Source organism: Streptomyces sp. NPDC016677 (assembly GCF_055562815.1).
The window spans coordinates 408,685-434,178 of the sequence record NZ_JBVHEO010000003.1; the positions used below are offsets into that span (position 1 = coordinate 408,685).

General features: G+C 72.1%; 21 protein-coding genes. 14 read left to right on the forward strand and 7 right to left on the reverse strand.

Going from position 1 to position 25,494, the window contains the following annotated elements; all coding sequences use genetic code 11:
• Window position 1 precedes the first annotated feature (1 nt).
• Window positions 2-436, reverse strand: a complete 435-nt coding sequence (locus tag ACZ3IG_RS11640; RefSeq protein ID WP_467431135.1) for a hypothetical protein — start codon at window positions 434-436, stop codon at window positions 2-4.
• Window positions 433-2,157 carry a hypothetical protein gene (locus tag ACZ3IG_RS11645; protein WP_467431136.1) on the reverse strand — a complete coding sequence of 575 codons (1,725 nt, stop codon included), beginning with the start codon at window positions 2,155-2,157 and terminating at the stop codon, window positions 433-435. Before ACZ3IG_RS11645 ends, ACZ3IG_RS11640 begins: the two co-directional genes overlap by 4 nt.
• 285 nt (window positions 2,158-2,442) lie before the next feature.
• On the opposite strand from ACZ3IG_RS11645, the gene ACZ3IG_RS11650 reads away from it, so the two are divergent.
• Both ACZ3IG_RS11650 and ACZ3IG_RS11655 read left to right on the forward strand, forming a co-directional pair.
• Window positions 2,443-3,603: a sensor histidine kinase gene (locus ACZ3IG_RS11650; protein WP_467431139.1), complete on the forward strand. Its 1,161-nt coding sequence runs from the start codon at window positions 2,443-2,445 to the stop codon at window positions 3,601-3,603.
• Window positions 3,600-4,301, forward strand: coding sequence for a response regulator (locus ACZ3IG_RS11655; protein ID WP_467431140.1), 702 nt, complete (start codon window positions 3,600-3,602; stop codon window positions 4,299-4,301). Before ACZ3IG_RS11650 ends, ACZ3IG_RS11655 begins: the two co-directional genes overlap by 4 nt.
• A 16-nt stretch (window positions 4,302-4,317) precedes the next feature.
• On the opposite strand, the gene ACZ3IG_RS11660 is transcribed toward ACZ3IG_RS11655, so the two are convergent.
• Window positions 4,318-4,893 (reverse strand): hypothetical protein, encoded by a 576-nt coding sequence (locus ACZ3IG_RS11660; RefSeq protein ID WP_467431141.1) that lies wholly within the window; start codon window positions 4,891-4,893, stop codon window positions 4,318-4,320.
• Between the two features lie 161 nt (window positions 4,894-5,054).
• Between ACZ3IG_RS11660 and ACZ3IG_RS11665 the strand changes: the two genes are divergently transcribed.
• From ACZ3IG_RS11665 to ACZ3IG_RS11695, 7 genes are all read left to right on the forward strand, one after another.
• The gene (locus ACZ3IG_RS11665; RefSeq protein WP_467431143.1) at window positions 5,055-5,636 is read left to right on the forward strand and encodes a TetR/AcrR family transcriptional regulator; all 582 of its coding nucleotides are present in this window, start codon (window positions 5,055-5,057) and stop codon (window positions 5,634-5,636) included.
• A 169-nt stretch (window positions 5,637-5,805) separates the two neighbouring features.
• Window positions 5,806-6,918 (forward strand): DUF4190 domain-containing protein, encoded by a 1,113-nt coding sequence (locus ACZ3IG_RS11670; protein WP_467431144.1) that lies wholly within the window; start codon window positions 5,806-5,808, stop codon window positions 6,916-6,918.
• Window positions 6,919-7,143: 225 nt separating this feature from the next.
• Window positions 7,144-7,896: a GntR family transcriptional regulator gene (locus ACZ3IG_RS11675; protein ID WP_467431145.1), complete on the forward strand. Its 753-nt coding sequence runs from the start codon at window positions 7,144-7,146 to the stop codon at window positions 7,894-7,896.
• A 389-nt stretch (window positions 7,897-8,285) separates the two neighbouring features.
• Complete coding sequence (locus ACZ3IG_RS11680; RefSeq protein ID WP_467431148.1) at window positions 8,286-8,474, forward strand: SPOR domain-containing protein; 189 nt, start codon at window positions 8,286-8,288, stop codon at window positions 8,472-8,474.
• A gap of 192 nt (window positions 8,475-8,666) precedes the next feature.
• Window positions 8,667-9,086: a (deoxy)nucleoside triphosphate pyrophosphohydrolase gene (locus tag ACZ3IG_RS11685; RefSeq protein ID WP_467431150.1), complete on the forward strand. Its 420-nt coding sequence runs from the start codon at window positions 8,667-8,669 to the stop codon at window positions 9,084-9,086.
• A gap of 217 nt (window positions 9,087-9,303) precedes the next feature.
• Window positions 9,304-9,711, forward strand: coding sequence for an ATP-binding protein (locus tag ACZ3IG_RS11690; RefSeq protein ID WP_467431152.1), 408 nt, complete (start codon window positions 9,304-9,306; stop codon window positions 9,709-9,711).
• 238 nt (window positions 9,712-9,949) lie between these two features.
• Window positions 9,950-12,721 (forward strand): SpoIIE family protein phosphatase, encoded by a 2,772-nt coding sequence (locus ACZ3IG_RS11695; protein ID WP_467431154.1) that lies wholly within the window; start codon window positions 9,950-9,952, stop codon window positions 12,719-12,721.
• Window positions 12,722-12,795: 74 nt separating this feature from the next.
• Here the strand turns inward: ACZ3IG_RS11695 and ACZ3IG_RS11700 are convergent, their stop codons facing one another.
• From ACZ3IG_RS11700 to ACZ3IG_RS11715, 4 genes are read right to left on the reverse strand one after another with little or no spacing between them, the layout of a single operon-like run.
• The gene (locus tag ACZ3IG_RS11700) at window positions 12,796-13,578 is read right to left on the reverse strand and encodes a succinate dehydrogenase/fumarate reductase iron-sulfur subunit (protein WP_467431156.1); all 783 of its coding nucleotides are present in this window, start codon (window positions 13,576-13,578) and stop codon (window positions 12,796-12,798) included.
• Entirely contained in the window at window positions 13,575-15,509 is a 1,935-nt protein-coding gene (locus tag ACZ3IG_RS11705) for a fumarate reductase/succinate dehydrogenase flavoprotein subunit (RefSeq protein WP_467431158.1), read from the reverse strand. The genes ACZ3IG_RS11700 and ACZ3IG_RS11705 overlap by 4 nt, the downstream gene beginning before the upstream one ends.
• Before the next feature lie 20 nt (window positions 15,510-15,529).
• A complete protein-coding gene (locus tag ACZ3IG_RS11710; RefSeq protein WP_467431161.1) occupies window positions 15,530-16,366 on the reverse strand; it encodes a hypothetical protein in 837 nt (278 codons plus the stop codon).
• A gap of 38 nt (window positions 16,367-16,404) precedes the next feature.
• Window positions 16,405-16,698 carry a hypothetical protein gene (locus ACZ3IG_RS11715; RefSeq protein WP_467431162.1) on the reverse strand — a complete coding sequence of 98 codons (294 nt, stop codon included), beginning with the start codon at window positions 16,696-16,698 and terminating at the stop codon, window positions 16,405-16,407.
• 309 nt (window positions 16,699-17,007) lie between these two features.
• On the opposite strand from ACZ3IG_RS11715, the gene ACZ3IG_RS11720 reads away from it, so the two are divergent.
• From ACZ3IG_RS11720 to ACZ3IG_RS11740, 5 genes are all read left to right on the forward strand, one after another.
• Window positions 17,008-19,221, forward strand: a complete 2,214-nt coding sequence (locus tag ACZ3IG_RS11720; RefSeq protein WP_467431163.1) for an ABC transporter family substrate-binding protein — start codon at window positions 17,008-17,010, stop codon at window positions 19,219-19,221.
• Between the two features lie 183 nt (window positions 19,222-19,404).
• Entirely contained in the window at window positions 19,405-21,321 is a 1,917-nt protein-coding gene (gene typA / locus ACZ3IG_RS11725; protein WP_467431165.1) for a translational GTPase TypA, read from the forward strand.
• A 535-nt stretch (window positions 21,322-21,856) separates the two neighbouring features.
• Complete coding sequence (locus ACZ3IG_RS11730) at window positions 21,857-23,467, forward strand: peptide ABC transporter substrate-binding protein (protein WP_467431167.1); 1,611 nt, start codon at window positions 21,857-21,859, stop codon at window positions 23,465-23,467.
• 162 nt (window positions 23,468-23,629) lie between these two features.
• The gene (locus tag ACZ3IG_RS11735) at window positions 23,630-24,556 is read left to right on the forward strand and encodes an ABC transporter permease (protein ID WP_403532609.1); all 927 of its coding nucleotides are present in this window, start codon (window positions 23,630-23,632) and stop codon (window positions 24,554-24,556) included.
• Window positions 24,549-25,493: an ABC transporter permease gene (locus tag ACZ3IG_RS11740; protein ID WP_467431170.1), complete on the forward strand. Its 945-nt coding sequence runs from the start codon at window positions 24,549-24,551 to the stop codon at window positions 25,491-25,493. Before ACZ3IG_RS11735 ends, ACZ3IG_RS11740 begins: the two co-directional genes overlap by 8 nt.
• The last annotated feature ends 1 nt before the right edge of the window (window position 25,494 follow it).

Consider the following 25,494-nt stretch of genomic DNA (forward strand, 5'->3'; position numbering starts at 1 on the left):
GTCAGCCGGTGATCACCAGGGGGAAGTCGAACCGGTCGGTCCGGGTGCCGTGGTCGACGCTGACGTGGAAGACCCAGCGGCCCGGCATCATCAGGTGGACGGCCGTGGAGTAGGCGCCCCGGCCCCGCGGGCGCGGGGTCGCCGCCGGCGTCGCGTGTCCGGTGGTGGGCAGGACGGCCTGCAGCGTGACCGTGGCCGGGCGTGCGTCCCGTCGCCCCGGGCGCGGGGTCACACGGATGCCGACGTCCGTCGCGCCGACGCGGGGCCGGGCCACGGTCAGGGTCACCTCGTCGGTGGCGCCGCCCCCGGTCAGGGACACGGTGTCGTCCGTCCAGGACGGCGCGAACGCCACCGTCGCCAGGGCGAGGCACACCGCCAGGAGCGCGGCGGCCCCCGCGTACAGGAACCGGTCGAGGGGAGGACGGGCGTCGCTCACGCCGCTCCTCCCGCCGCCGGTGACACATGCAGGAGGTAGGGGACGGTGAGGACGGCGTTGTCACGCTCCGCCTGGATCCACACGCGGTAGTACCCGGCGGTGGGGAAGGTGTAGACGAAGGAGACATCCGGCCCGTACGCGGCGACGGTCTCGTCCGCGGGGCTGTCGCCGTTGAGGGGCATCAGCCCGCTCATCGAGCCCGACGCGGCCTCGTCCCCGCCCCCCGCGGCGCCGGCCTCCGGCGCGCCGTGACCCGACCCGCCGCCCGGGTCATGGTTCGCCGTGCCGTGCGCCGAGTGGCCGCCGGCCGTGTCGTGCCCGGGCGGGTCCATCGCGCCGCCCATGGAGTGGGCGTGGGCCCAGAGCGGTGCGTCCTGGGCCGCTCGTCCCAGCCGGGTCGGGCTGGACGCGTCCGTTTCGTCGAGCGGGCCGACCACGATCATGTGGCCGATCATGCCGAGCCAGGGCTGGAGCGTCGGGGTGTCGCCGACCTGCGCGGTCAGGGTGCTCGCCGCCCCCGCCACGGGGGAGGAGGCCGTCAGGCGGACCGGTACGCCGTCGACCCGCCGTGTTCCCGGCCCCCGCGCGGTGAGCGCGGCGGGCAGGGCCGGGGCGTGACCGCGCGGGGCGTGGCCGGTGACGGTCAGCCCGGTCGCCGAGCGGATCTGCTGGACTCCGCCGCCGCGGCGGGCGAACTCCGCGGACACCGCGTAGTGGCCGGCCACGGGCAGCCGTAGCCGGACCTCGTAGGCGCCGGGCGCGGTGCGGACGGGATGCAGGTGCCACAGTTCGCCGGTCGGCCCGATCACGATCAGGTGCATCAGGGCGCCGTCATGGACGACGAGGTCGTCCGCGGGCAGGCCGGTGGAGCCGTCGGTCACGCTCAGCCGGAGCGTGCCCGCTTCCGCCGCCCCGGCCGGGTACGGGTCCAGGGTGAGGGCGGCGGGCGGCCGGGAGTGGTCGTTCGTCGCGGGCCGGACGACCGCGTAGGGATCGGCGACGTTGTCCGAGGTGGCGTCCACGTCCCGGCCCGGTTCGGGCGGCGCGGGCAGCGAGGCGGAGAGCAGCGCGGCGGTGACGGCCGTCGCGAGCGCCGCCACGACGCCTCCGGCCGGCACCAGCACCCAGCTCCCGCGCCGGGCCCGGACGGCGACGAACAGGGCCACCAGGATGAGCCCGCCGGCGGCGACGAAGCCGCCGAACACGACCCGCTCCGGCGGGGAGGTGACCTGGCCCGGGACCACGAAGGGGACGCGCGCCGTACGGGAGCCGTCGTCGATCACGAGTTCCCAGGGGCCGGCCCGGTCGATGTGCAGGGCGGCCCCGTAGGAACCGGGGGCGCCACCCAGCCGGACCCGGGCACCGCTGGTGACGGTGCCCGTCGACGCGCCGGCCTCCGGGTCCGTCGAGACGCCCGTGGGGACGGTGCCGAGGCGCAGGGTCCCGGCGGGGGTGCCCCTGTGGGTGATGACGTCCACGTGCAGGGGGCCGGGCAGTCCGGTGACGCGTCGCAGGACAAAGGTCAGGTCGCGGTCGCCGAGTGTCTGCGCGACGTGGAGGTCGCCGCCGGCCGAGGAGTCGGCCCGCGCGGAGGCCGGCACCGCGACGGACAGGCCCAGCGCGCAGAGGACGGCCCATACCGTGCGGGCGGCGCGGGCGAGGAGCGGCGAGCATCGGCCGCCGGGCCCGCCGCGGGCGGAGGGGGAGGGTGAGTCGGTCACGCGACAGACCGTAGGAACCGCGCCCGCGCGGTGTCGTCACGCGGCCGGGGCACCTCAGGTCCCCCGCGCGGGGGACCACTCCTCCCTCGGGCGCAGGAGTCCCGCGGCGCGGAAGTCGTGCACTATATGGGCACGTCGGGGGCGAGCGGCCGGGTGCGGGGCGGCGCCGCGCCCGCGTCGGCGCGACCCTCGTTCGGGGGCGACGCACAGGGTCTCCCGCGCGGGCGCAGGGGGCGTACCGATCAACTTCGTGGCAGGAGGGGCGTGTCCGTGCGGACGTGGGACGTGAGCGGGCCCTTGACCCGGCAGTCCCTCATGGTGGCGGGCTTCTGCGTGCTCGCGGACGTGCTCACCTTCTTCTACGAGGGTGCGTACGCGTATCCCGGCATGTCGTTCTGGTGGCTGCTGGCCGGGATCGTCCTGGCGGACGCGGCACTGGCGAGCCCGGCCCGGCTCTCGGGCGCCGTCGCCCTGGCCCAGGCGGTCCTGGCGGTGGCCGGTGCCCTGATCCTGCCCGCCGGCGGCCCGCTGCCGGACGTGAACGACGCCGGTCTGCTCGTGGCGGCCTACCGGTCCGGTGCCTGGCTGCGCGGCCGCCCCGCCGTGCTGGCGCTGCTGTACCTGGTCGCGGGGTCCGTCGGGGCCGGCGTCCTCGGCGGAACCGATCCCGCCGACTGGCGTTCCCTGCTGCTGCACGCGGTGAAGGAGGCCCTGCTCGCCTGGCTCGTCGGCCGCTACACCGCCGCCCGGGGCGCCCACATCGCCGAACTGCGGCAGCGGGCCGAACGGGAGCGGGAACGGGCCCAGCAGGCCCTCGCGGACGCCGTCGCGGGGGAGCGCAGCGCCATCGCCCGCGACCTGCACGACGTCATCGCCCACCATGTGAGCGCCATCGGCGTCCATGCCGGAGCCGCCCGCCTGGGGCTCGGTGCCGCCAAGGAAGCGTCCCCCGTGTCGACGGCGCTGGTGGCGGTGGAGACCTCCAGCCGTGCGGCCCTCCTGGACCTGCGCCGCATGCTGGACTTCCTCCACGCCGGCGCCGCGGAGGGCGCCCGGCAGCCCGGTCTGGACGACCTCGACGAACTGGTCCACACCGTGTCCGCCGCCGGCCTGCGCACGAGCGTGACGGTCGAGGGCGACCCGCGCGAGCTGGAGGACTCCCTGGACATCGCCGTCTACCGGGTGGTGCAGGAGATGCTGACCAACGCGCTGCGCCACGGCGACGGCCGCGTGGACGTGGTCCTGAGCTACGGTTCCTCCTCTCTCACGGTCACGGCGGTCAACCCGAAAGCCGCGCCGGGACGTCCCCCGGCCGACTCCCCGCACCGGGGTCTCGACGGCATCAGCAGCCGTGCCCGTATGTTCGACGGACACGCCGAGTACGGGCCCGTGTCCGGCGGAGCCGACTGGAAGACGACCGTCACCTTCCCCCTGGACGGCACATGAGCCTGCGTATCCTCCTGGCCGACGACCACGCCATGTTCCGCTCGGGACTCAAGGCGGTCCTGGGCACCCAGGACGACCTGTGCTGCGTCGCCGAAGTGGCCGACGGCCAGGCAGCCGTCGAAGAGACCGTCAGACTCTCACCCGACGTCGCCGTCCTGGACGTCCGCATGCCGCGGATGGACGGACTCCGCGCCGCCGAACGCATCCTGGGCAGGCCGGGGAACACCACGCGGATCATCGTGCTCACCACCTACGACGACGACAGCTACGTCTACCGGGCCCTGCACATGGGAGCCAGCGGCTTCCTCCTGAAGAGCGCCCCGCCGGAGGAGACGATCGCGGCCGTCCGCGTCGCCGCCCGGGGAGACGCCCTGATCGACCCCTCCGTCACCCGCCGGCTCATCTCCCGCTTCGCCGGCAGCATCGCACCGCCCGCCTCGTCCACCGAGCTGGAACGGCTGACGGTCCGTGAGTACGACGTCCTGCTCCTCCTGGGCCGGGCGCACAGCAACACGGAGATCGCGCACCGTCTCGGGATCGGCGACGAGACGGTCAAGACGCACGTCTCCCGGGTCCTGGCGAAACTGGGGCTGCGCGACCGCGCCCAGGCGGCCGTGTACGCGGCGTCCCACCGGCTCGTGCCGCCGCCCCCGCCACCGTCCACGGCCCGGCCCTCCCCTGGACGCAGGAGGCGGTGAGCACGGCCGGGGCGCGTCAGGCGTCCGTGCCGGCGCGCTTCAGCCGGAGGGCGGAGGCGAGGAAGAAGACGCCGCCGAGGAAGGCGTAACCGGCCAGGCTGCCCAGGCCGGCGCCGTCCTTGCCCGCCTGCGCGAAGAAGGAGGCGCCGGCGAGGGCGGAGATGGCGCCGCTGGCGATCATCGGCCACTGGCCGCCCAGCCGGCGGCGGGCGGCGCCGACGGCGAGCTGGACGAGCCCCGCGGTGACGGCCCAGACGCCCCAGAGGCGCAGGACCGCCGGGATGCCGGACGTGGCGGCGACCGCGAGGCCGACGCCGGTGAGGGCGCTGAGCGCGATGTTGACGTACAGGCCGCGGACCGGACCGTCGTCCGCGCGGGCGGACCGGACGTCGACGACGGCGCACGCCACGTCGAACAGGGGATAGAGCACCAGCAGCGGCACGCTCAGCGGGCCCAGCGTGTCCGCGGTGGCGAACAGCAGGGCGGCCCACACGGCGGCGAACGCGAAGCGCAGCAGGTACAGCTTCCGCAGGGCCGCGGGGGCGGCGGGGGCGGAGGAGGTGGAGGAGGTGGTGTCGACGAGGGTCTTCATCGGATGCCTTCCAGTGGCAGGGAAGCGGTGCGGGACGGACCGGCTCCTCCCGCATGGACGACGGGAGGGAGAACGTTCGGTCTCTTTTCTTACTCAAGAGGACGCCGCCACCCCTGTCAAGACCGAACGTTCTCCCTCTTCGGTTTGATAGCCTCGCGACCATGCGGCAGGGCACAGAAGGCGGCAGCACGTCCGAGGCGCGGGCCCGGCTGCTCGGTACGGCGACGAGGATCTTCTACGCGGAGGGCATCCACTCCGTCGGCGTCGACCGGATCATCGCGGAGGCGCAGGTGACCCGGGCGACGCTGTACCGGCACTTCGCGGGCAAGGAGGACCTCGTCCTCGCCTACCTCGACCAGGCCGACCGGGGAATCCGGGCACAGGTCGAGGCCGCGGGGGCAGGCGGCGGGACGGCGGAGGACCGGATCCGGGCCGTCAGCCGTTCGATCGCCGAAGGCATCCGGTCCCCCGGGTTCCGCGGCTGCGCCTTCCTCAACGCGGTGGCCGAATACCCCGACCCCGCCCACCCGATCCACCAGGCCGTACTGGCCCACCGGTCCTGGTTCCTGGACACGGTCACGGAGTTGCTGGCGCAGAACGGCCACCGGCCCGCCGACGCGGCCGGCCGGCACCTCGTCATGCTCCGGGACGGCGCCATGGCGGCCGGCTGCCTCTTCGACCCGGAGCTGGTCTGCGAGACCTTCCTGCAAGGAGTGGAAGGGCTGTTGCGGACTCCGCGGTGACGCCGCCCGCCTCCGCTCCGGAGGCGCCCGCTCCGCCGCCCTCACCAGGGGAACGACTCCGCGTGCCCGCCGCCGGGCGCTTACGATGCGCCCAGCCGTACGGCAGGCAGCGGTACGGCATGTCCGCGGACGCCTGCGCGCCGCCGTCCGAGTCAGGAGCACGGTACTCGTGTCCATACCGCCGCCGTCCCACCCGCACCCGGCCTGGGGCCGGCCCTACGCGCCGCCCGGCCCGGCGCCCGTCAACGGGATCGCCATCTCCGCCCTCGTGCTCGGCCTGCTGTGCTTCCTGCCGGCCGTCGGGCTGGTGCTGGGGCTGATCGCGCTCCGTCAGATCAGGCGGCGGGGCGAGCGCGGTACGGGGTTCGCCGTGGCCGGGGCGGTGGTGTCCTCGGTGGGGCTGGTGCTGTGGGCGGTGGCGCTCACCACGGGGGGCGCGTCCGCCTTCTGGCAGGGTTTCCGCGAGGCGGCGAGCGGCGAGGGCACCGCGTACGCCCTCGACACCGGCCAGTGCTTCGACACCCCCGACGGCTCCCTGGGCGGCGTGACGTACGACATCGACGAGGTGCCCTGCGCCGGTGCGCACGACGGTGAGGTGTTCGCCGCCTTCGACCTGGCCGACGGGCCCTTCCCCGGGGACGACTCGGTCGCGCGCACGGCTGACGACAAGTGCTACGCGCTGCGCACCGGTTACGCCATGGACACCTGGGCGGTGCCCGCGAACGTCGACATCTACTACCTCACGCCGACCCGGCAGAGCTGGCGGGCGGGCGACCGGGAGGTCACCTGTCTGTTCGGCGGCGCGGAGGAGGGCGACGTCCTGACCGGCTCGCTGCGCAACGACGAGACGACGCTCGACGCCGACCAGGTCACCTTCCTGAAGGCGGCCGGACTCCTCGACGAGGCGCTGGAGTCCGAGCCCGCGACCGCGTACATCGAGGACGACCTGCCCGCTCACCGGGAGTGGGCGGGCCGGATGGAGAGCGCGCTCGGCGAACAGAGCCGGCGGCTGCGCGGCCACACCTGGCCGGCCGGCGCCGAGCGGCCGGTCGCCGGTCTGGCCGAGGACCTGGACGCGGCCCGCGAGGAGTGGGCCGCGGCCGCGAAGGCCGCCGACGCGGACACCTTCTACGAGCACTACGACACGGGGTACGACCTGATCGCCCCCGCCGCCTCGGTCGCCGCGCGCAAGGCCCTGGGGCTGGCCTCCACGCCGCCGGCGTACCAGGAGGGCGACGCGGGGGAGGGGACGGACGGGGACGACCCCGGCTTCGAGGTGTGAGACGGAGGTGTGAGACGAAGGTGTGGGGCCAAGGTGTGGGACGGAGGTGTGAGACGAGGAGGGGCGACGGGCGGGGGGACGGGCGAGGCCCCCGGGAAACTCCTGGGCAAAACCCGTCGCCGCCGTAAGTCATCACATCGAGTGATTCTCTGGCCTTCGCTTGCCTGGTACAACCTACGGTTGCCACGCTGTTGCTGTCTGTACAACCTGATGGGAGAGCGGCCAGTGACATTCGGTGAGCAGCCGGCGTATCTGCGTGTCGCGGGGGATCTGCGCAAGAAGATCGTCGACGGCCTGCTGCCGCCCCACACCCGCCTGCCCTCCCAGGCCAGGATCCGCGAGGAGTACGGCGTCTCGGACACCGTCGCGCTGGAGGCCCGCAAGGTGCTCATGGCCGAGGGCCTGGTCGAGGGCCGCTCCGGCTCGGGGACGTATGTGCGCGAGCGTCCGGTGCCCCGGCGCATCGCCCGCTCCGGTTACCGGCCGGCCGGCGGGGCCACGCCCTACCGGCAGGAGCAGTCCGACGCCGAGGCGCGCGGCACCTGGGAGTCCAGCAGCGAGCAGACCGAGGCGGGCGTCGCCGTCGCCGAGCGGCTCGGCATCAAGCCCGGCGAGCGCGTGATGCGCACCAAGTACGTCTTCCGCGAGGGCGGCGACGCGGTCATGCTCTCCACTTCCTGGGAGCCGCTCGCCGTCACCGGCCGCACGCCGGTGATGCTGCCCGAGGAGGGCCCCCTCGGCGGGATGGGCGTCGTCGAGCGCATGGCCGCCATCGACGTCGTCGTGGACAACGTCACCGAGGAGGTCGGCGCCCGCCCCGGCCTCGCGGAGGAACTGCTCACCCTGGGCGGTGTCCCCGGCCACGTCGTCCTGGTCGTCCAGCGCACGTTCTACGCCTCCGGCCTGGCCGTCGAGACGGCCGACGTGGTGGTCCTGGCGGACCGGTTCAGGGTGGCCTATCACCTGCCGGTGAAGTAACCCCGCCCTGGGGGGGGCGGACGTACCGGACGTACGGCGTCCAGGGCGCCGGTGTGAGATGGCGCACGCCGCCCGTGTCTCTCGCGCCCCTTCGAGGCGCGCGGCCCTCGCCTCGCTGAGGCCCGCCGTTCCCCGCGCCGACGGGGTGGTCCGGCCGTTCCCGCAGGTGGGCCCGACGGGGTCCGGCGGACACCTCGATCCGATACGCCGACGCCCGGCCACGGCGCGTTCGGCGCCGCACGCCCCCGCGCTCTGGCCGGTCGCGTACCTCTTTGTAAAAAGCCGTATTCGGTGCGTGAAGGTAGGGCGTAAGGTCGGGCATATGCGGACTGCGGTTTCCTTGGCGGGTGGGGTGCGGCACAGCCATGGGCGCGAAGTGGAGGGGCACGATGAATGACGGCACGGTCACTCTGCCCTGGCTTGTCGTGCGGCAGGATGACAACGGCCATCGCTACCGGGTGGGCAGGTACGCGACCCGGGCCGAGGCCCAGGAGATCGCGGAGAGCCTCGGGGGCCGCGGCGCCCAGCAGATGTACTGGGTCGAGCGGATCGGACAGAACGGCACCGCGGCCGACTGACGACGGCCGACTGACGACGGCCGGCCGACGACGGCCAGCCGACGGGGCCGGCCGGCGGGCCCACGGGCCCACGGTGCAAGTCGGCCGGGCGCCGAGGTGCCGGCCGGTCCTGCCCGGTGGCGCCGTCGGCCGGGCGTGGCCTCGCGCCGCGGGCCGCACGAGGGGCGCGTGCCCTCCCGTAGGCTCCGGCGCATGACGGAACGGATCGTGGTCGGGGCCGCCCTGTTCGACGGCGGGCGCCTGCTCGCCGCGCGCCGCAGCGCGCCGGCCGAACTGGCCGGACGGTGGGAACTGCCCGGCGGCAAGGTGGAGGAGGGCGAGACGCCCGAGGCCGCGCTCGTGCGCGAACTGCGCGAGGAACTCGGTGTGGACGTCCGGACCGGTGACCGGGTTCCGGGACGGTGGCCGCTGAGATCCCCTTACGTCCTTGAGGTGTGGACCGCCCACCTGCTCCCCGGCTCCGCCGCCCCCGAGCCGCTCCAGGACCACGACGAACTGCGCTGGCTGACCCCCGCCGAGATCTGGGACGTGCCCTGGCTCGACCAGGACGTGCCGGCCGTCCGCCGGGTGCTCGCCCACCTCGGGACGCCGGGGGAGCCCGGCGCGGCGTGATCCGGCGCGCACGCCCTCGTGTACCTCCGCGTGTACGCCCTCATGTACCTCCTCATTGACCCGGGCCGCGCCTCCCCGTGTGATCCGGGGCGTGCTCCCGTACGCCGTGCGTGCCACAGTGCGCCCCTCCGGGCGGTACTCGAAGCGACAAATCGGGTATGTGCCCATTGGCCCCACGAAAACGGACCGACGTGAGTGGGTCTCCAGCGGCCGGGGAGTGAGCGGAGTGATCGGCACCGAAGGCGAGTGCGCCGAGTGGGTCTTCCCCGCGGAACCGGACGCCGTGGGTGCCGCTCGTTCGCTGGTGCGCGGCCGGCTGAGCGACTGGGGCCTCGACGGCGTCGGCGACATCACCGTCCTGCTCGTCAGCGAACTGGTCACCAACGCCCTGCGGCACGCCACCGGCCCCATCGGAGTCCGGCTGGTGGCGCCGGGTGGACCGGACGGCGTGCTGCGCGTGGAGGTCTCCGACCCGCTTCCCGACCTGCCCCACGAGCGGCCCGTCCGCCCCGAGGACGAGAGCGGCCGGGGCCTGCACATGGTCGCCACCGCCGCCCGCCGCTGGGGAACGCGGCCGGGGGCGGTGGGCAAGACGGTGTGGTTCGAACTCGCCCCGACCGGGTGAGCGCCCGTCACGCTCCGTATCGGTGCCTCCGTGACACCCACCGTTGCCGAAGTACGTGGTTCGATGACGTGACCGCTGGTTAGAAGACTGGAAGTGTTGTCACGGTCCGGTCCGGAAAGCACAGGGACCGTGCTGTGATCGTGAACACCGTGTTGTGCGGCGCCGTAGTGCTGGATACTGCGGACAGCCGCCCCCGGTGACCGGTGCCGGACGCGGTGAGCTGGAGGGGACGGTTCGCGTGAGCGAGATACCAGCGAGGGCCACGGGGTCCACGGGGTCCAACGGGTCCACAGGGTCCAACGGGCCCGAGGGGCCCGAGGGGTCCAAGGGGTCCAGGGTGACCGAGGGCGCGTCGGGCGGCGTGCGGTCCGGCGCCGCGGGTGAGGCCTTGGTGCCCGAGGCGCGGGTGTCCGCGGGACGGGAAGAGGTCCTGCCCGGCGACACCATGTGGCAGAGCAGTCCGCCCGGCTCCATCTACGACTACATCAAGGTCGCCTCCTTCTCCATCGGGCCCGACGGGCTGGTGGACCAGTGGAGTCTGCGCGCCGAGCAGATCTTCGGCATCCCCGCGCAACGGGCCCTCGGCACCGACCCCATCGACGTCTTCATCGACCCCGACCTGCGCGAGCGCGGCCAGCGCAAGATGGCCGAGATCCTCGACGGACGCGAGTGGACCGGCGTCGTCCCCTTCCGCATCCCGCACGGCGAGGGCGGGGAGTGCGGCAAGCGCGGCATCGCCGAGGTCTACGTCATGCCGACCCGGACGCGGGACGGCGAGAAGGCCGCCGTCTGCATCGTCGTCGACGTCCGCATCCTGCGCAGCATCGAGACCGACCTCGCCGCCTCGCAGTCCATTTTCGGTCAATCTCCGTTCGGGTTCCTGCTGATCGATCCCGAACTGAAGGTGCGCCGGGCCAACCAGCGGTTCGCCTCCGTCTTCGGCGGCACCCCCGAGGACCACCGCGGCCGGGGCGTCCACGACTACCTGCCGCGCGGCGAGGGCGACCGGGTCACCGCGACCCTGCGCCGGGTGCTGGAGACCGGCGAGTCCATCACCGACATGCACGTCACCGGCTTCCGGCCGGGCTCCGACGAGCGCCGCCACTGGTCGGTCAACCTGTACCGGGTGCACAGCGGTTCGGGCCGCCCCATCGGGGTCGCCTGGCTCGGCACGGACATCACCGCCCGCCGCGCCGCCGCCCGCGAGGCCGCCGCCGCCCGCCGCAACCTCGCCCTCCTCAACGACGCCGGCGCCCGCATCGGCACCTCCCTCGACCTGGAGACCACCGCCCGCGAACTCCTCGACGTCGTCGTCCCCGGCTTCTGCGACCTGGCCACCGTCGACCTCTACCAGGGCCTGCTGACCGGCGACGAGACACCGCCCGGCCTCGCCGACGGCAGCGCCGAACTGCGCCGCGTCGCCTACGCCAGCGCCGTCGCCGACGTGCCCTTCCTCGGCACCGGGCAGAAGGTCCAGGTCGGCGCCGTCCACCACTACCCCTTCACCTCGCCCTGCGCCGACGCCCTGCGCACCGGCCGCCCGCGTACCGTCCCGGCCGAGGAGGGCGGCCTGGTGCAGTCCACGCTGGCCGTGCCGATGGTCGCCCACGACACGGTGGTGGGCCTCGCGCAGTTCGCCCGGACCAAGGGCAGCGAGCCGTTCGGCGACCGCGACCGCGGGCTCGCCGTGGAACTGGCCGCCCGCGCCGCCGTCTGCATCGACAACGCCCGCCTCTACCGCCGCGAGCACGAGCGGGCGCTGATACTCCAGCGGTCCCTGCTGCCGCCCGGCGACCCGGAGGCGTCCGGCCTCGACATCGCCTGCCGCTATCTGCCCGGCAACGCGGCCACCGGCCGGCCCAGCGAGGTCGGCGGCGACTGGTTCGACGTGATCGAACTCCCCGGGCACCGCACCGCGCTGGTCGTCGGCGACGTCATGGGCCGCGGGCTGCGGGCCGCCGTCGCGATGGGCGAACTGCGCACCGCCGTGCGGACGCTGGCCCAGCTCGACCTCGAACCGGCCGAGGTCCTCTCCCAGTTGGACGAGATCGCCCGGGGCCTCGGCGCACCCGGCGGCCCCTCGCAGGCGTTCGCGGGCGGTGTCCGGCAGGCCACCCGGTCCGCCCGCCGCCCCCGCGAGGCCGACCTCTCCGAGGTGTACCTCGCGACCTGCGTCTACGCCGTCTACGACTCCGTCACCCGGCGCTGCACCTTCGCCAACGCCGGCCACCTGCCGCCCGTCCTGGTCGAGCCGGGCGAGCCCGCCCTGATGCTGGACGTACCGCCCGGCCTGCCGCTCGGCGTCGGCGGGGAGCCCTTCGAGGAGGTGGAGGTCGAACTCCCCGAGGGCGCCCTGCTCGCCCTCTACACCGACGGACTCGTCGAGAGCCGCGACCATCCGCTGGACGAAGGGCTCCAGGCGTTCGTCGGCGCGCTGACCGGCCCGGCCCGCCCCTCGGCCGCGCCGCCCCGCGCCGACACCCACCGGGACCTGGAGGACGTCTGCGACCACGTCCTGCACACCCTCGACTCGCACCACGGCGAGGACGACATCGCGCTGCTCATGGCCCGGGTGCAGGGGCTGCCCGCCGAGTCCGTCGGCGACTGGGCGCTGCCGCGCGAGCCGCGCAGCGTGGGCCGGGCCCGGGAGTACGCCCGCGCCCAGCTGACCGAGTGGGACCTGGAACCGCTCGTCGACACCACGGAACTGCTGGTGAGCGAGTTGGTCACCAACGCCCTGCGGTACGGCGAGGGCGAGATCAGGCTCCGTCTCCTGCTCGACCGCACCCTGGTCTGCGAGGTCTGGGACTCGGGTCTGGTCCAGCCGCGCCGCCGCCGTGCCCGCGACACCGACGAGGGCGGCCGGGGCCTGCAACTGGTCGGGCTGCTCAGCGCCGCGTGGGGGTCACGGCGTACGCCGCGCGGCAAGACGGTGTGGTTCGAACTCCCGCTGCCGGGCGGTGACTCCGGCCTGCCGGACCCGGCGGAGGCCCTGCTCAGCCTGTTCTGACCCGGTGCGCGCGCCCCGCCGGGACCGCGACCCGGACCGCGATCCGGACCGTGACCCGGACCGCGAGGGCCGGGTCAGGGCTCCCGACGCCTCCTGATCTTCGAGCCGAGCCAGACCAGCGGGTCGTACTTGCGGTCGACGGCCCGTTCCTTCAGGGGGATCAGGGCGTTGTCCGTGATCCTGATGCCCTCGGGACAGACCTCCGTGCAGCACTTGGTGATGTTGCAGTACCCGAGGCCGTGCTCGTCCTGGGCGGTCCTCTTGCGGTCCAGGCCGCCCGCCTCCGCCGCGTCCAGCGGGTGCATGTCCAGCTCGGCGACCCGCATCAGGAAGCGCGGACCCGCGAACGCCGGTTTGTTCTCCTCGTGGTCCCGGACCACATGGCAGGTGTCCTGGCACAGGAAGCACTCGATGCACTTGCGGAACTCCTGCGGCCGGTCCACGTCCTCCTGCGTCATCCGGTACTCGCCCGGCCCGACCCCGGCGGGCGGCACGAAGGCCGGGACCTCGCGGGCCTTGGCGTAGTTGAAGCCGACGTCCGTCACCAGGTCCCGTACGACCGGGAAGGCGCGCAGCGGGGTGACGGTGACCGTCTCCTCGCGGGCGAAGACCGACATCCGGGTCATGCACAGCAGCCGGGGCCGCCCGTTGATCTCGGCGGAGCACGAGCCGCACTTGCCGGCCTTGCAGTTCCAGCGGACGGCCAGGTCGGGGGCCTGGGTGGCCTGGAGGCGGTGGATGATGTCGAGGACCACCTCCCCCTCGTTCACCTCGACGGCGAAGTCCTCCAGCGCGCCGCCGCCGGTGTCGCCCCGCCACACCCGGAACCGGGCCGTGTAGCCACCGTTGTCGCTCATCGGTACAGCTCCTCGTCGGCGAGGTACTTGGCCAGCTCTTCCTTCTCGAACAGGGCGAGCAGGTCGGGACGGACCGGCTCGGTGGTCTCCCGGTGCAGGGTGATCTGTCCGCGCACCGGGTCCGTCGCCGCCAGGCCGCCCGTCGGGTCGGTCAGCCGGCAGAGCAGGTTGACGTTGCGCCACCGGCGGTCCATCGCGGCGTGGTCCTCACGGGTGTGGCCGCCGCGCGACTCGGTGCGCTCCAGCGCGGCCCGCGCCACGCACTCGCTGACCAGCAGCATGTTGCGCAGGTCCAGGGCGAGGTGCCAGCCCGGGTTGAACTGCCGGTGCCCCTCGACGCCGGCCCGCCGGGCCCGTACCCGCAGCTCGGCCAGTTTCTCCAGGGCCCGCTCCATCTCGGCCTCCCGCCGGATGATGCCGACCAGGTCGTTCATGGTCTGCTGGAGTTCCTGGTGGAGGGCGTACGGGTTCTCCGGGGGCCCGCCGGCCGGTTCCGCCGTCTCCGCCTCCGCCGAGAACGGGCGCAGCGCCTCGGCGGCGGCCGAGCCGATGTCCTCCTCGGCCGTGCGGGGCCGCTCCCCGCCGAGCGCGTACTCGGCGGCGTGCCACCCCGCCCGCCGCCCGAACACCAGCAGGTCGGAGAGGGAGTTGCCGCCGAGCCGGTTGGAGCCGTGCATCCCGCCGGCCACCTCACCGGCCGCGTACAGCCCCGGCACCCCGCGCGCGGCGGCGGTGTCGGAGTCGACGGCGATGCCGCCCATCACGTAGTGGCAGGTGGGCCCGACCTCCATCGCCTCCGCCGTGATGTCGACGTCGGCCAGCTCCTTGAACTGGTGGTACATCGACGGCAGCCGCCGCTTGACGACCTCGGGGGGCATCCGCGTCGACACGTCGAGGAAGACACCGCCGTGCGGGGAGCCCCGGCCCTCCTTCACCTCGCTGTTGATGGCGCGGGCGACCTCGTCGCGGGGGAGCAGTTCGGGGGGCCGCCGGTTGCGGTCCGGGTCCTCGTACCAGCGGTCGGCCTCGGCCTCGGACTCGGCGTACTTCTCCTTGAAGACGTCCGGGACGTAGTCGAACATGAACCGCTTGCCCTCGGAGTTCCTGAGCACCCCGCCGTCCCCGCGCACCGACTCGGTGACCAGGATGCCCTTCACGGACGGGGGCCAGACCATGCCCGTCGGGTGGAACTGCACGAACTCCATGTTCAGCAGCGGGGCGCCCGCGAGCAGGGCCAGCGCGTGTCCGTCGCCGGTGTACTCCCAGGAGTTCGAGGTGACCTTGAAGGACTTGCCGATGCCGCCGGTGGCGATCACCACGGCGGGGGCCTCCAGGACGAGGAAACGGCCGGTCTCGCGCTCGTAGGCGAAGACGCCCGAGACCCGTGAGCCGTCCTTCAGGACGCGGGTGACCGTGCACTCCTGGAAGACCTTCAGCCGGGACTCGTAGTCGCCGGTCTCGCGGTGGTCCTCCTGCTGGAGGGCGACGACCTTCTGCTGGAGGGTGCGGATCAGCTCCAGGCCGGTGCGGTCGCCGACGTGGGCCAGGCGCGGGTACTCGTGGCCGCCGAAGTTGCGCTGCGAGATCCGGCCGTCCTTCGTACGGTCGAACAGGGCGCCCCAGGTCTCCAGCTCCCAGACCCGGTCCGGGGCCTCCTTGGCGTGCAGTTCGGCCATCCGCCACTGGTTGAGGAACTTCCCGCCGCGCAGGGTGTCCCGGAAGTGGACCTGCCAGCTGTCGCGTTCGTTGGCGTTGCCCATCGCCGCCGCGATGCCGCCCTCGGCCATCACCGTGTGCGCCTTGCCGAACAGCGACTTGCAGATCACCGCCGTACGGGCGCCCCGCTCGCGCGCCTCGATCGCGGCGCGCAGTCCGGCGCCGCCCGCGCCGACCACGACGACGTCCCACTCCTGCCGGTCCACCACGGACATCGGAAGCACCTTTGTTTTCGCTAGAAGAGGGTCGGATCGTCGAAGGCGCCGGACGCGACCAGGTACACGTAGAAGTCGGCGAGCGCCACGCTCACCAGGGAGGCCCAGGCGAGCTGCGTGTGCCGGGCGTTGAGCCGGCCCACCCACCGCCAGGCGCGGTAGCGCACGGGATGCCGGGAGAAGTGCTTGAGCTTGCCGCCGACGATGTGCCGGCAGGAGTGGCAGGAGAGGGTGTACGCCCAGATCAGCACGATGTTGATCAGGAAGACCAGGGTGCCCAGCCCCATGTGGCCCCACGCGTAGTGCTCGTCGCGGAAGGCGAGCACCGTGTCGTAGGTGAGGATGCCCGCCACCAGGAGCGCCGCGTAGAAGAAGTAGCGGTGGAGGTTCTGCAGGATCAGCGGGAAGCGGGACTCGCCGGTGTACTTCTTGTGCGGCTCGGCCACCGCGCAGGCGGGCGGCGAGGCCCAGAAGCCGCGGTAGTACGCCTTGCGGTAGTAGTAGCAGGTCAGCCGGAAGCCGAGCGGGAAGACCAGGATGATGACCGCGGGGGAGATGCCCCACCAGGAGCCGAAGATCTCCCAGTTGGGCCCGGAGCGCATCGGCGCGCAGCGCTCGGCCAGACACGGGGAGTAGAACGGCGAGACGTAGGGGGCCGCGTAGTAGTCGGTGTCGGCGAACGCCCGCCACGTCGAGTACACGATGAACGCGAGCAGCCCGGCGGCGGTGCCGGCGGGAGCCAGCCACCAGCGGTCGGTGCGCAGGTGCGGGGCGCTGATCGCGGCGCGCGCCGGGGCGTGGACGCCGCCGCGCCGGGGACGGGGGTCGGTGGGGGGTGGTTCCGTTCCAGTGGCCACGGGGCGACTCCGGTGGGGTCCGGTCGGATGCGGTCGGGTCAGGGGGCGCGCCGGTCGCGGGCGCCCAGTCCCTCGTCGTCCGAGTCCGTCCACAGGGTGAGGTCGTACGGGGCGTCGGAGATGGTGACGAGGTCCGGCCGCGGTATCGGCGCGTCCCCCGTGGCGGTGGCGGCGTGCAGCAGCGCGACGCTCTCCCGCAGATGACCGGCGTCGGTGCGGACCCGCCGGACCTCCAGACCGTCGCGGCCGATCCGCTGTTCCAGCCGGCCCACGGCCCGCGACAGATCGTCGAGGCAGCGCCGGATCGTCGTCAGTTCGTCGTGCACGGACATGACGTGACCTCACTTCCGTCGGACACGGCCGCAGCGGCCGGCCTGGGGTGGCGACGTTCATGCGCCTGAGAGTGTCGCGCGTCACACCTGTCCCTGTGAAGGGACGTGCGGCGATTGGCCGAGGCGCGCGGGCGCACCCCGGGGCGCGCGTTCCCCCGGACGGGTGGCCTTACGGAGCGGGGCCGACGTGTCGCCGGTCGTTGCCGAACCGATTCCTCTTCAGTGGCCGCATACGTCTGAATACAAATGATCACATCCATATACCGCCAGAAGTGAACACAACGCCCGCGGCTCTCCGGAGGTAGACAGATGTCCCACGTCGGCGTCGGACCACGCGCCCGCACGCGCTCGGTCGCCTTCCTCACCGCGGGCGCGCTCGCGGTCCCCGTTCTCGCCGGGTGCACCTCCGAGGACCCCGCGGGCGAGCCGCTCGCCGGTCCGGACACCGCCGTCGCGGCCCGCGCCCGGATCGCCGACGGCGGCACCCTGCGCTGGGCGGCGGACTCCGTGCCGGACACGCTGAACGTCTTCCAGTCCGACGCCGACGCCACCACCACCCGGGTCGCCCAGGCCGTACTGCCCTCGATGTTCCGCATGGACGCCACCGGCCGCCCGGTGCGCAACCCGGACTACCTGGAATCCGCCGAGGTGGTCGCCACCGAGCCCCGGCAGGTCGTCCTCTACAAGCTCAACCAGCAGGCCGTCTGGAGCGACGGCCGGGAGATCGGCGCCGCCGACTTCGCCGCCCAGTGGCGTGCCCTGTCCGGCAAGGACAGCGCCTACTGGACCGCCCGCAACGCCGGCTACGACCGCGTCGAGAAGATCGAGCGGGGCAAGAACGACCTGGAGGTCAAGGTCACCTTCCGCCGCCCCTACGCCGACTGGCGCTCCCTGTTCACGCCGCTGTACCCGAGGGAGGTCATGGGCACCCCGGACGCCTTCAACGACGGGGCGCGGCGCAAGCTCAAGATGACCGCCGGGCCGTTCGCCGTCCAGAAGGTGGACCGTGAGGCCGAGGAGGTCGTCCTCGGGCGCAATCCGCGCTGGTGGGGCGAGCCGGCCAAGCTGTCGCGGATCGTGCTGCGCGCCGTGGAGCGCGGGGAGCGGACCGCGGCCCTGACCGCGGGCAGGCTCGACCTCGCCGAGGTCGACCCGGCCACCGCCCGGGAGGTCGGCCGGGCCGGCGCCCCGCCCGGCACCGGCAACCCGCTCGGCTCCGCCGCCGAGGACGCGGCACCCCTCTCCGGCCCGGAGCGCGGCCAGGGGCGGTCCGCCGCCGACGCCCTGCGCTCCTGGGCCGTCGCCCACGGCTCCGACGAGGAGGCCGCCTACGAGGAGACGCTCGCCCGCGAGGAGCGGCGCGCGGCCCTCGCCCGGACCGAACGCCGGCGGGCCGCCCTGCGCGGCTTCGAGGTCCGCAAGTCGCTGGAGCCCGCCTACACCCAGCTCGCCCTCAACGGGGCGGACGGCCCCCTCGCCGACGAACGGGTGCGCCGGGCCGTCGCCCGCGCCGTCGACCGCGAGGAACTGGCCGAGGCGGTGCTGAAGCCCCTCGGCCTCCCGGCGGAGCCCCTCGGCAGCCACCTCGCGCTGGCCGGCCAGGACGCCTACGCCGACGGCAGCGGCGCGCTCGGCGAACCGGACGCCAAGGAGGCGCGGGCGCTGCTCGCGGACGCGGGGTGGGTACCCGGGGGGCCCGTGAAGAAGGGCAAGGAGAAGGAGAAGGAAGGGGAGGCGGAGGAGGCGGCCGGCGCAGAGGAGGGCGGGGGCAGCTCCGCCGAGAGCGACTCCCCGGGCGGCGACGACGGCACGTACATCGTGGGGGAGGACGGCAAGGGCGAGCGCGAAGCCGACGGAAACGGCGACGGCGAGAAGAACAAGGCCAACGGCGGCGCTCCCGGAGCCTACGCCCCCAAGGGCACCGCCGCCCCGGCCGGCGCCGCGGCCCCGCTGGCCAGGAACGGCAAGCCGCTCACCCTGCGCTTCGTGCTCCCCTCCGGCCCCGGCTCCGGCACACTGCGCACCGTCGCCGACCGGATCAGCCGCATGCTGGACCGGATCGGCATCCGCACCGACATCACCAAGGTCCCCGACGAGAGCTACTTCCGGGACCACATCGCGAGCGGTGACTACGACCTGGCGCTCTACTCCTGGCCCGGCACCGCCTTCCCGGCCACTGACGCCCGCCCCGTCTACGCCAAGCCCGTCCCCGCCGCCGACGGCTCCCTCAACGTCGAACAGAACTACACCCGGGTCGGCACCGACCAGGTCGACCAGCTCTTCGAGCAGGCCATCGGCACCCTGGACGAGAAGGAGGCCCGGTCCCTGCTCCGCAAGGCCGACTCCCGGATCTGGGCGGCGGCCGGCTCCCTCCCCCTCTACCAGCGCCCCCAGCTCACCGTGGCCCGCGAGAACCTCGCCAACGCGGGCGCCTTCGGCTTCGCCACCCCGGTCTACGAGGACATGGGCTTCCTGAAGAAGGGCGCGCAGGGCGGGCAGCGCTCCGCGACCCCGTCCGCGTGACTGTCCGCGTGACTGTCCGCGTGACTGTCCGCGTGACCGTCCTGGTAACGGTCCTCACAGGGTCGAACAAGGCCACTGCCGTCAGCCCCGTACCATGGAAGGGAAAAGGCCGAGGCGTCACCAGCCCGGCGAGGCCAGCGCAGCAGACCTGGCCGTCCTCACCACTCCGGGAGTACGCCGCACATGGCTGTGTCCGTAACGCGTCACGACATCCGCAACGTCGCCATCGTCGCCCACGTCGACCACGGCAAGACCACGATCGTCGACGGCATGCTGAAGCAGGCCGGTGCCTTCGCCGCCCACCAGCTCGACTCCGTCGACGACCGCATGATGGACTCGAACGACCTGGAGCGTGAGAAGGGCATCACGATCCTGGCCAAGAACACGGCGGTCAAGTACCACCCGAAGGATGGCGGCGACGTCATCACCATCAACATCATCGACACCCCGGGCCACGCCGACTTCGGCGGCGAGGTCGAGCGAGGCCTGTCCATGGTGGACGGTGTGGTCCTGCTGGTCGACGCCTCCGAGGGCCCGCTGCCGCAGACCCGCTTCGTGCTGCGCAAGGCGCTCGCCCAGCGGCTGCCGATCATCCTGTGCATCAACAAGACGGACCGGCCCGACGCCCGCATCGACGAGGTCGTCAACGAGACCTACGACCTCTTCCTGGACCTGGACGCCGACGAGGAGCAGATCGAGTTCCCGATCGTCTACGCCTGCGGCCGTGACGGCGTCGCCTCGCTGACCAAGCCGGAGGACGGCACGGTCCCGGCCGACTCCGACAGCCTGGAGCCGTTCTTCTCCACGATCCTCCAGCACATCCCCGCGCCCACCTACGAGGAGGACGCGCCGCTCCAGGCCCACGTGACCAACCTGGACGCCGACAACTTCCTCGGCCGTATCGCGCTGCTCCGCGTCCACCAGGGCGAGCTGAAGAAGGGCCAGACGGTCGCCTGGCTCAAGCGCGACGGGTCCACGCAGAACGTGCGGATCTCCGAGCTGATGATGACCGAGGCGCTCACCCGCAAGCCCGCCGAGAAGGCCGGCCCCGGTGACATCTGCGCCGTCGCCGGTATCCCGGACATCATGATCGGCGAGACCCTGGCCGACCCGGAGAACCCGGTCCCGCTGCCGCTGATCACGGTGGACGAGCCCGCGATCTCCATGACCATCGGCACCAACACCTCCCCGCTGGTCGGCCGCGGCGCCACCGGCAAGGGCGCGGACAACAAGGCGGTCGTCAAGGACCGCAAGGTCACCGCCCGCCAGGTCAAGGACCGCCTCGACCGCGAGCTGATCGGCAACGTCTCGCTCCGCGTCCTGGACACCGAGCGCCCGGACGCCTGGGAGGTGCAGGGCCGCGGTGAGCTGGCGCTGGCCATCCTGGTCGAGCAGATGCGCCGCGAGGGCTTCGAGCTGACCATCGGCAAGCCGCAGGTCGTCACCAAGGAGGTCGACGGCAAGACCTACGAGCCCGTCGAGCGGATGACCATCGACGTGCCCGAGGAGCACATGGGCGCGGTCACGCAGCTCATGGGCGTCCGCAAGGGCCGCATGGACAACATGTCCAACCACGGCTCCGGCTGGGTCCGCATGGAGTTCGTCGTCCCCTCGCGCGGTCTGATCGGCTTCCGTACCGAGTTCCTCACCCAGACCCGCGGCACCGGCATCGCGCACTCCATCCACGAGGGCCACGAGCCCTGGTTCGGCCAGCTCACCACGCGCAACAACGGCTCGCTGGTCGCCGACCGCTCCGGCGCGGTCACCGCGTTCGCCATGACGAACCTCCAGGAGCGCGGCGTGCTCTTCACCGAGCCCGGCACCGAGGTGTACGAGGGCATGATCGTCGGCGAGAACTCCCGCGCCGACGACATGGACGTCAACATCACCAAGGAGAAGAAGCTCACCAACATGCGGTCGTCCTCGGCCGACTCGTTCGAGGCGATCGTCCCGCCGCGCAAGCTCTCCCTGGAGCAGTCGCTGGAGTTCTGCCGCGACGACGAGTGCGTCGAGGTCACCCCGGAGGCCGTACGCATCCGCAAGGTGAACCTGGACGCCCGCGAGCGCGCCCGCGCCGCGAGCCGCGCCAAGCACGGCTGATCCCGCTCCGGCGGCCTCGGCCGCCGGACCACGGACGAGCGTCGGGCACCCCTGTCACGGACAGGGGTGCCCGGCCCCGTTTCACGGCTCCCGCGAAGCCGCGTACGGGGGGGACAGGACGGGAACGAGAGGTGCCCCACACCCCGTTGCGCACGCGTCCGGTCACCGACGGTTCGCACACGGCATGTTCCGCGCGTTCGGGCAAGCGGATTTCCGCACCCGAGTGTCCGCAATGCGGACACCTTCCCTCGATAGATGTGTAACAAGTCCGTTTCGCAGGGATCTTTCTGCAAAGGGTTTGTCCGGATTTTGGAAGAAGTTAGCGCCAGGTGTGATCGAACCGAGACCTTTGGGGTGTGGTTCGGCTGTGGGGGGATGGCAGATAGTTAGGCGCGTAGAACTCGATCGAGCGGGGCGTCCGCAGCCGCGGCGCCGACTCACGAGTCACGGGCACCCAACCTTTTCAGGCACCGGTGACGGTGTCGTGTCGCGGGCCTGCCCGTGCGATGAACCATTGGTCTCCTAGGAGGAATCCATGCGCGGTGCGAAGAGCGCCAAGTGGGTCGCGATAGCCGCGGTTGTGGCGCTGAGCGCGACCGCTTGTGGTGGCGGCAGCGGCGACGACGGCGACAGCAAGGCCGCGATCGACCCGGACGGCACGTTCTCCGTCGAGGTGGGTGAGCCGCAGAACCCGCTGCAGCCGGCCAACACCATGGAGTCCAACGGCAGCATCGTCATCAACTCGCTGTTCTCGGGCCTGGTCGACTACGACGCCGAGGGCAACATCACCATGGTGAACGCCGAGTCGGTGGACACCAAGGACAACAAGACCTTCACGGTCAAGCTGAAGGCGGGCTGGAAGTTCCACGACGGAACCCCGGTCACCTCCGAGTCCTACATCAAGGCCTGGAACTGGGCCGCGAACCCGGACAACAAGCAGACCAACAGCTTCTGGTTCTCCGACATCAAGGGCTACGACGACATCGCCGGCGGCAAGGCCGACGAGCTGTCCGGTCTGAAGGCCGTCGACGACACCACCTTCACGATCGAGCTGAGCAAGGCGCTGCCCTACTTCGTCTACAAGCTGGGCTACGAGGTCTTCTCCCCGCTGCCGGAGTCCTTCTACAAGGACCCGGACGCCGCCGGTGAGAAGCCGGTCGGCAACGGCCCCTACAAGTTCGTCAGCTGGGACCACAAGAAGCAGATCGTGGTCGAGCGCAACGACGACTACAAGGGTGAGGACAAGGCCAAGAACGGCGGCGTGGTCTTCAAGAACTACGCCCAGCTGGAGACGGCCTACCAGGACCTCAAGTCCGGCAACCTCGACGTGATGCGCCAGATCGCCCCGCGCGACCTGCCGGTGTACAAGCAGGACCTCGGCGACCGCGCCGTGGACCAGGCGCAGTCCTCGATCCAGTCCATCGCCGTCGCCTTCTACACCAAGCAGTGGAAGGACATCGACCCGAAGGTCCTCCAGGGCCTGTCGATGGCGATCGACCGCGACACCATCACCAAGACCGTCCTCCAGGGCACCCGTGAGCCGGCCACCGGCTGGGTCGCCAAGGGCGTGCTCGGTTACACGGACAACGCCGCCGGGGACATCACCACGTACGACCCGGCGAAGGCCAAGGCCCTCATCAAGGAGGGTGGCGGCGTCCCGGGCAACAAGATCTCCATCCAGTACAACGCGGACGGCGGTCACAAGGAGTGGGTGGAGGCCGTCTGCGGCTCCATCACCAACGCCACCGGCGTGGCCTGCACCGGCGACTCCAAGGCCGACTTCCAGGCCGACACCAACGCCCGTGACGCCAAGCAGGTCAAGTCGCTGTACCGCTCCGGCTGGGTGCTCGACTACCCCTTCATCGCCAACTTCATCCGGGACCTGTTCGGCACCAAGTCGGACGGCAACCAGGGCGGCTTCTCCAACGCGGAGATCGACAAGCTCATCGGGCAGGCCGACAGCGCCGCCACCCTGGAGGAGTCGGAGAAGCTCTACCAGGAGATCGAGAAGAAGCTTCCCGAGTACATGCCGAGCATCCCGCTCTGGTACTACAAGGTCAACGCGGGCTACTCGGAGAAGGTCTCCGGCGTCAAGTACGCCCAGGACGGCGACCCGATCCTGACCGGCGTTCAGGTCACGAAGTAACCGCTGATCACAGCGTGTGCCGTGCCGCACCTCAGCAGGTGCGGCACGGTGTCGGCCGGTCGGCCGGGGGGCCCTTTTCACCGGGTACGTACGGACATCCGCGAGGACCGTCAGGCGTGCGCGGTGAAAAGGGCCTGCCGCTGTAACTGACATGGAGGCACCATGGGGCGCTACGTCATACGACGACTGCTCCAGATGATCCCGGTGTTCATCGGGACGACTCTGCTGATTTTCCTGATGGTCTACGCGCTGCCCGGCGACCCCGTGCGCGGACTCTTCGGAGACAAGAGCGCGAGCCCCGAAGTGCTGCAGGCCCTGCGGCACGAGTACGGGCTGGACAAGCCCATCATGGTCCAGTACCTGGACTACATGAAGGGCATCGTCCTTCACTTCGACTTCGGCAACCAGATCGCCAGCGGCCGGCCGGTCACCGAGATCCTCGGTGACGCCTTCCCCGTGACGCTGCGTCTGGCCGGCCTGGCCTTCGCCATCGAGGCCGCCCTCGGCATCATCCTCGGCCTGATCTCCGGCATGCGCGCCGGCAAGACGGCCGACACGCTGATCCTCATCCTGACCCTGCTGCTCATCTCGGTGCCGGTCTTCGTGCTCGGCCTGATCCTGCAGACGGTGGTCACCAACGCGGGCGGCGCCCCCTCGGTGAACGACGACACCGACATCGGGCAGATGCTGATGCCGGCCATCGTGCTGGCCAGCGCCTCCCTGGCCTATGTGGCGCGGCTGACGCGGACCTCGGTCGCCGAGAACATGCGGTCCGACTACATGCGCACCGCCATCGCCAAGGGACTGCCCCGGCGCCGGGTCGTCGGCGTCCACCTGATGCGGAACTCGCTCATCCCGGTCGTCACCTTCCTCGGCACCGACCTCGGTGCCCTGATGGGCGGCGCGATCGTCACCGAGCGCATCTTCAACATCAAGGGCGTCGGCGGCACGATCGCGGAGGCCATCACCCGCCGCGAGGGAACGACACTGGTCGGCCTGGTCACGGTCCTGGTCCTCGTCTACCTCGTCACCAGCCTCATCGTCGACCTGCTGTACGCGGTCCTGGACCCGAGGATCCGTTATGCCTGAGCTGACCAAGACCTCCGCGGAGAACTCCGCCACGTCCGCCGCCCCGGACGGCCAGAGCCTGCCGGAGGCCGGCCAGGAGAAGGCTCGCAGTCTGTGGGGCGACGCCTGGCGCGACCTGCGCACCAACTGGATCTTCATCGTCTCCTCGGTGCTGATCCTGCTGCTGCTCGTGATCGCGCTGTTCCCCGGTCTGTTCACCAGCGCCAGCCCGGACACCAAGGACCTCGCGGCGCACTATCTCCAGAAGCCCAACTACGGGCACATATTCGGCGCCGACTGGCTCGGTTACGACGCCCAGGGCCGCAGCGTGTACGCCCGTGCCATCTACGGCACCCGCGCCTCGCTGCTGGTCGGCGGCGGCACCACCCTGGCCGTCACGGTCTTCGGCGGTCTGGTGGGCATGCTGGCCGGCTACTTCGGCGGCTGGATCGACGCGGTGCTCTCCCGCATCACCGACATGTTCTTCGGCATCCCGTTCCTGCTCGGCACGATGGTGATGCTGAACTCGTTCACCGAGCGGTCCATCCCGATCGTCATCCTCGCGCTGACCTTCCTGGGCTGGACGCAGACCGCGCGTGTCATGCGCGGTTCGGTGATCACGGTCAAGTCGCAGGACTACGTGCAGGCCGCCAAGGCGCTGGGCGCGAGCACCTCGCGCATCCTCTTCCGGCACGTGCTGCCCAACGCGATCGCCCCGGTGATCGTCGTCGCCACCATCGCGCTCGGTGTCTACATCGGCGCCGAGGCCACGCTGTCGTACCTCGGTCTCGGCCTGGAGGGCGCCTCGTGGGGCAACGACATCTCCGACGGCCAGAACCAGATCCGGGTCGCGGCGTACATCATGCTCTACCCGTCGATCATGCTCAGCATCACGGTGCTGGCGTTCATCATGCTCGGTGAGGCCGTCCGCAACGCCCTCGACCCGAAGCAGCGCTGAG

What these genes read in the sequence shown, in the direction of transcription:
- ACZ3IG_RS11655 (WP_467431140.1), top strand. Translation starts at nt 3,600, where the DNA reads ATGAGCCTGCGTATCCTCCTGGCCGACGACCACGCCATGTTCCGCTCG.
- ACZ3IG_RS11660 (WP_467431141.1), bottom strand. Translation starts at nt 4,893, where the DNA reads ATGAAGACCCTCGTCGACACCACCTCCTCCACCTCCTCCGCCCCCGCC.
- ACZ3IG_RS11665 (WP_467431143.1), top strand. Translation starts at nt 5,055, where the DNA reads ATGCGGCAGGGCACAGAAGGCGGCAGCACGTCCGAGGCGCGGGCCCGG.
- ACZ3IG_RS11680 (WP_467431148.1), top strand. Translation starts at nt 8,286, where the DNA reads ATGAATGACGGCACGGTCACTCTGCCCTGGCTTGTCGTGCGGCAGGAT.
- ACZ3IG_RS11685 (WP_467431150.1), top strand. Translation starts at nt 8,667, where the DNA reads ATGACGGAACGGATCGTGGTCGGGGCCGCCCTGTTCGACGGCGGGCGC.
- ACZ3IG_RS11700 (WP_467431156.1), bottom strand. Translation starts at nt 13,578, where the DNA reads ATGAGCGACAACGGTGGCTACACGGCCCGGTTCCGGGTGTGGCGGGGC.
- ACZ3IG_RS11705 (WP_467431158.1), bottom strand. Translation starts at nt 15,509, where the DNA reads ATGTCCGTGGTGGACCGGCAGGAGTGGGACGTCGTCGTGGTCGGCGCG.
- ACZ3IG_RS11715 (WP_467431162.1), bottom strand. Translation starts at nt 16,698, where the DNA reads ATGTCCGTGCACGACGAACTGACGACGATCCGGCGCTGCCTCGACGAT.
- ACZ3IG_RS11720 (WP_467431163.1), top strand. Translation starts at nt 17,008, where the DNA reads ATGTCCCACGTCGGCGTCGGACCACGCGCCCGCACGCGCTCGGTCGCC.
- typA (WP_467431165.1), top strand. Translation starts at nt 19,405, where the DNA reads ATGGCTGTGTCCGTAACGCGTCACGACATCCGCAACGTCGCCATCGTC.
- ACZ3IG_RS11730 (WP_467431167.1), top strand. Translation starts at nt 21,857, where the DNA reads ATGCGCGGTGCGAAGAGCGCCAAGTGGGTCGCGATAGCCGCGGTTGTG.
- ACZ3IG_RS11735 (WP_403532609.1), top strand. Translation starts at nt 23,630, where the DNA reads ATGGGGCGCTACGTCATACGACGACTGCTCCAGATGATCCCGGTGTTC.
- ACZ3IG_RS11740 (WP_467431170.1), top strand. Translation starts at nt 24,549, where the DNA reads ATGCCTGAGCTGACCAAGACCTCCGCGGAGAACTCCGCCACGTCCGCC.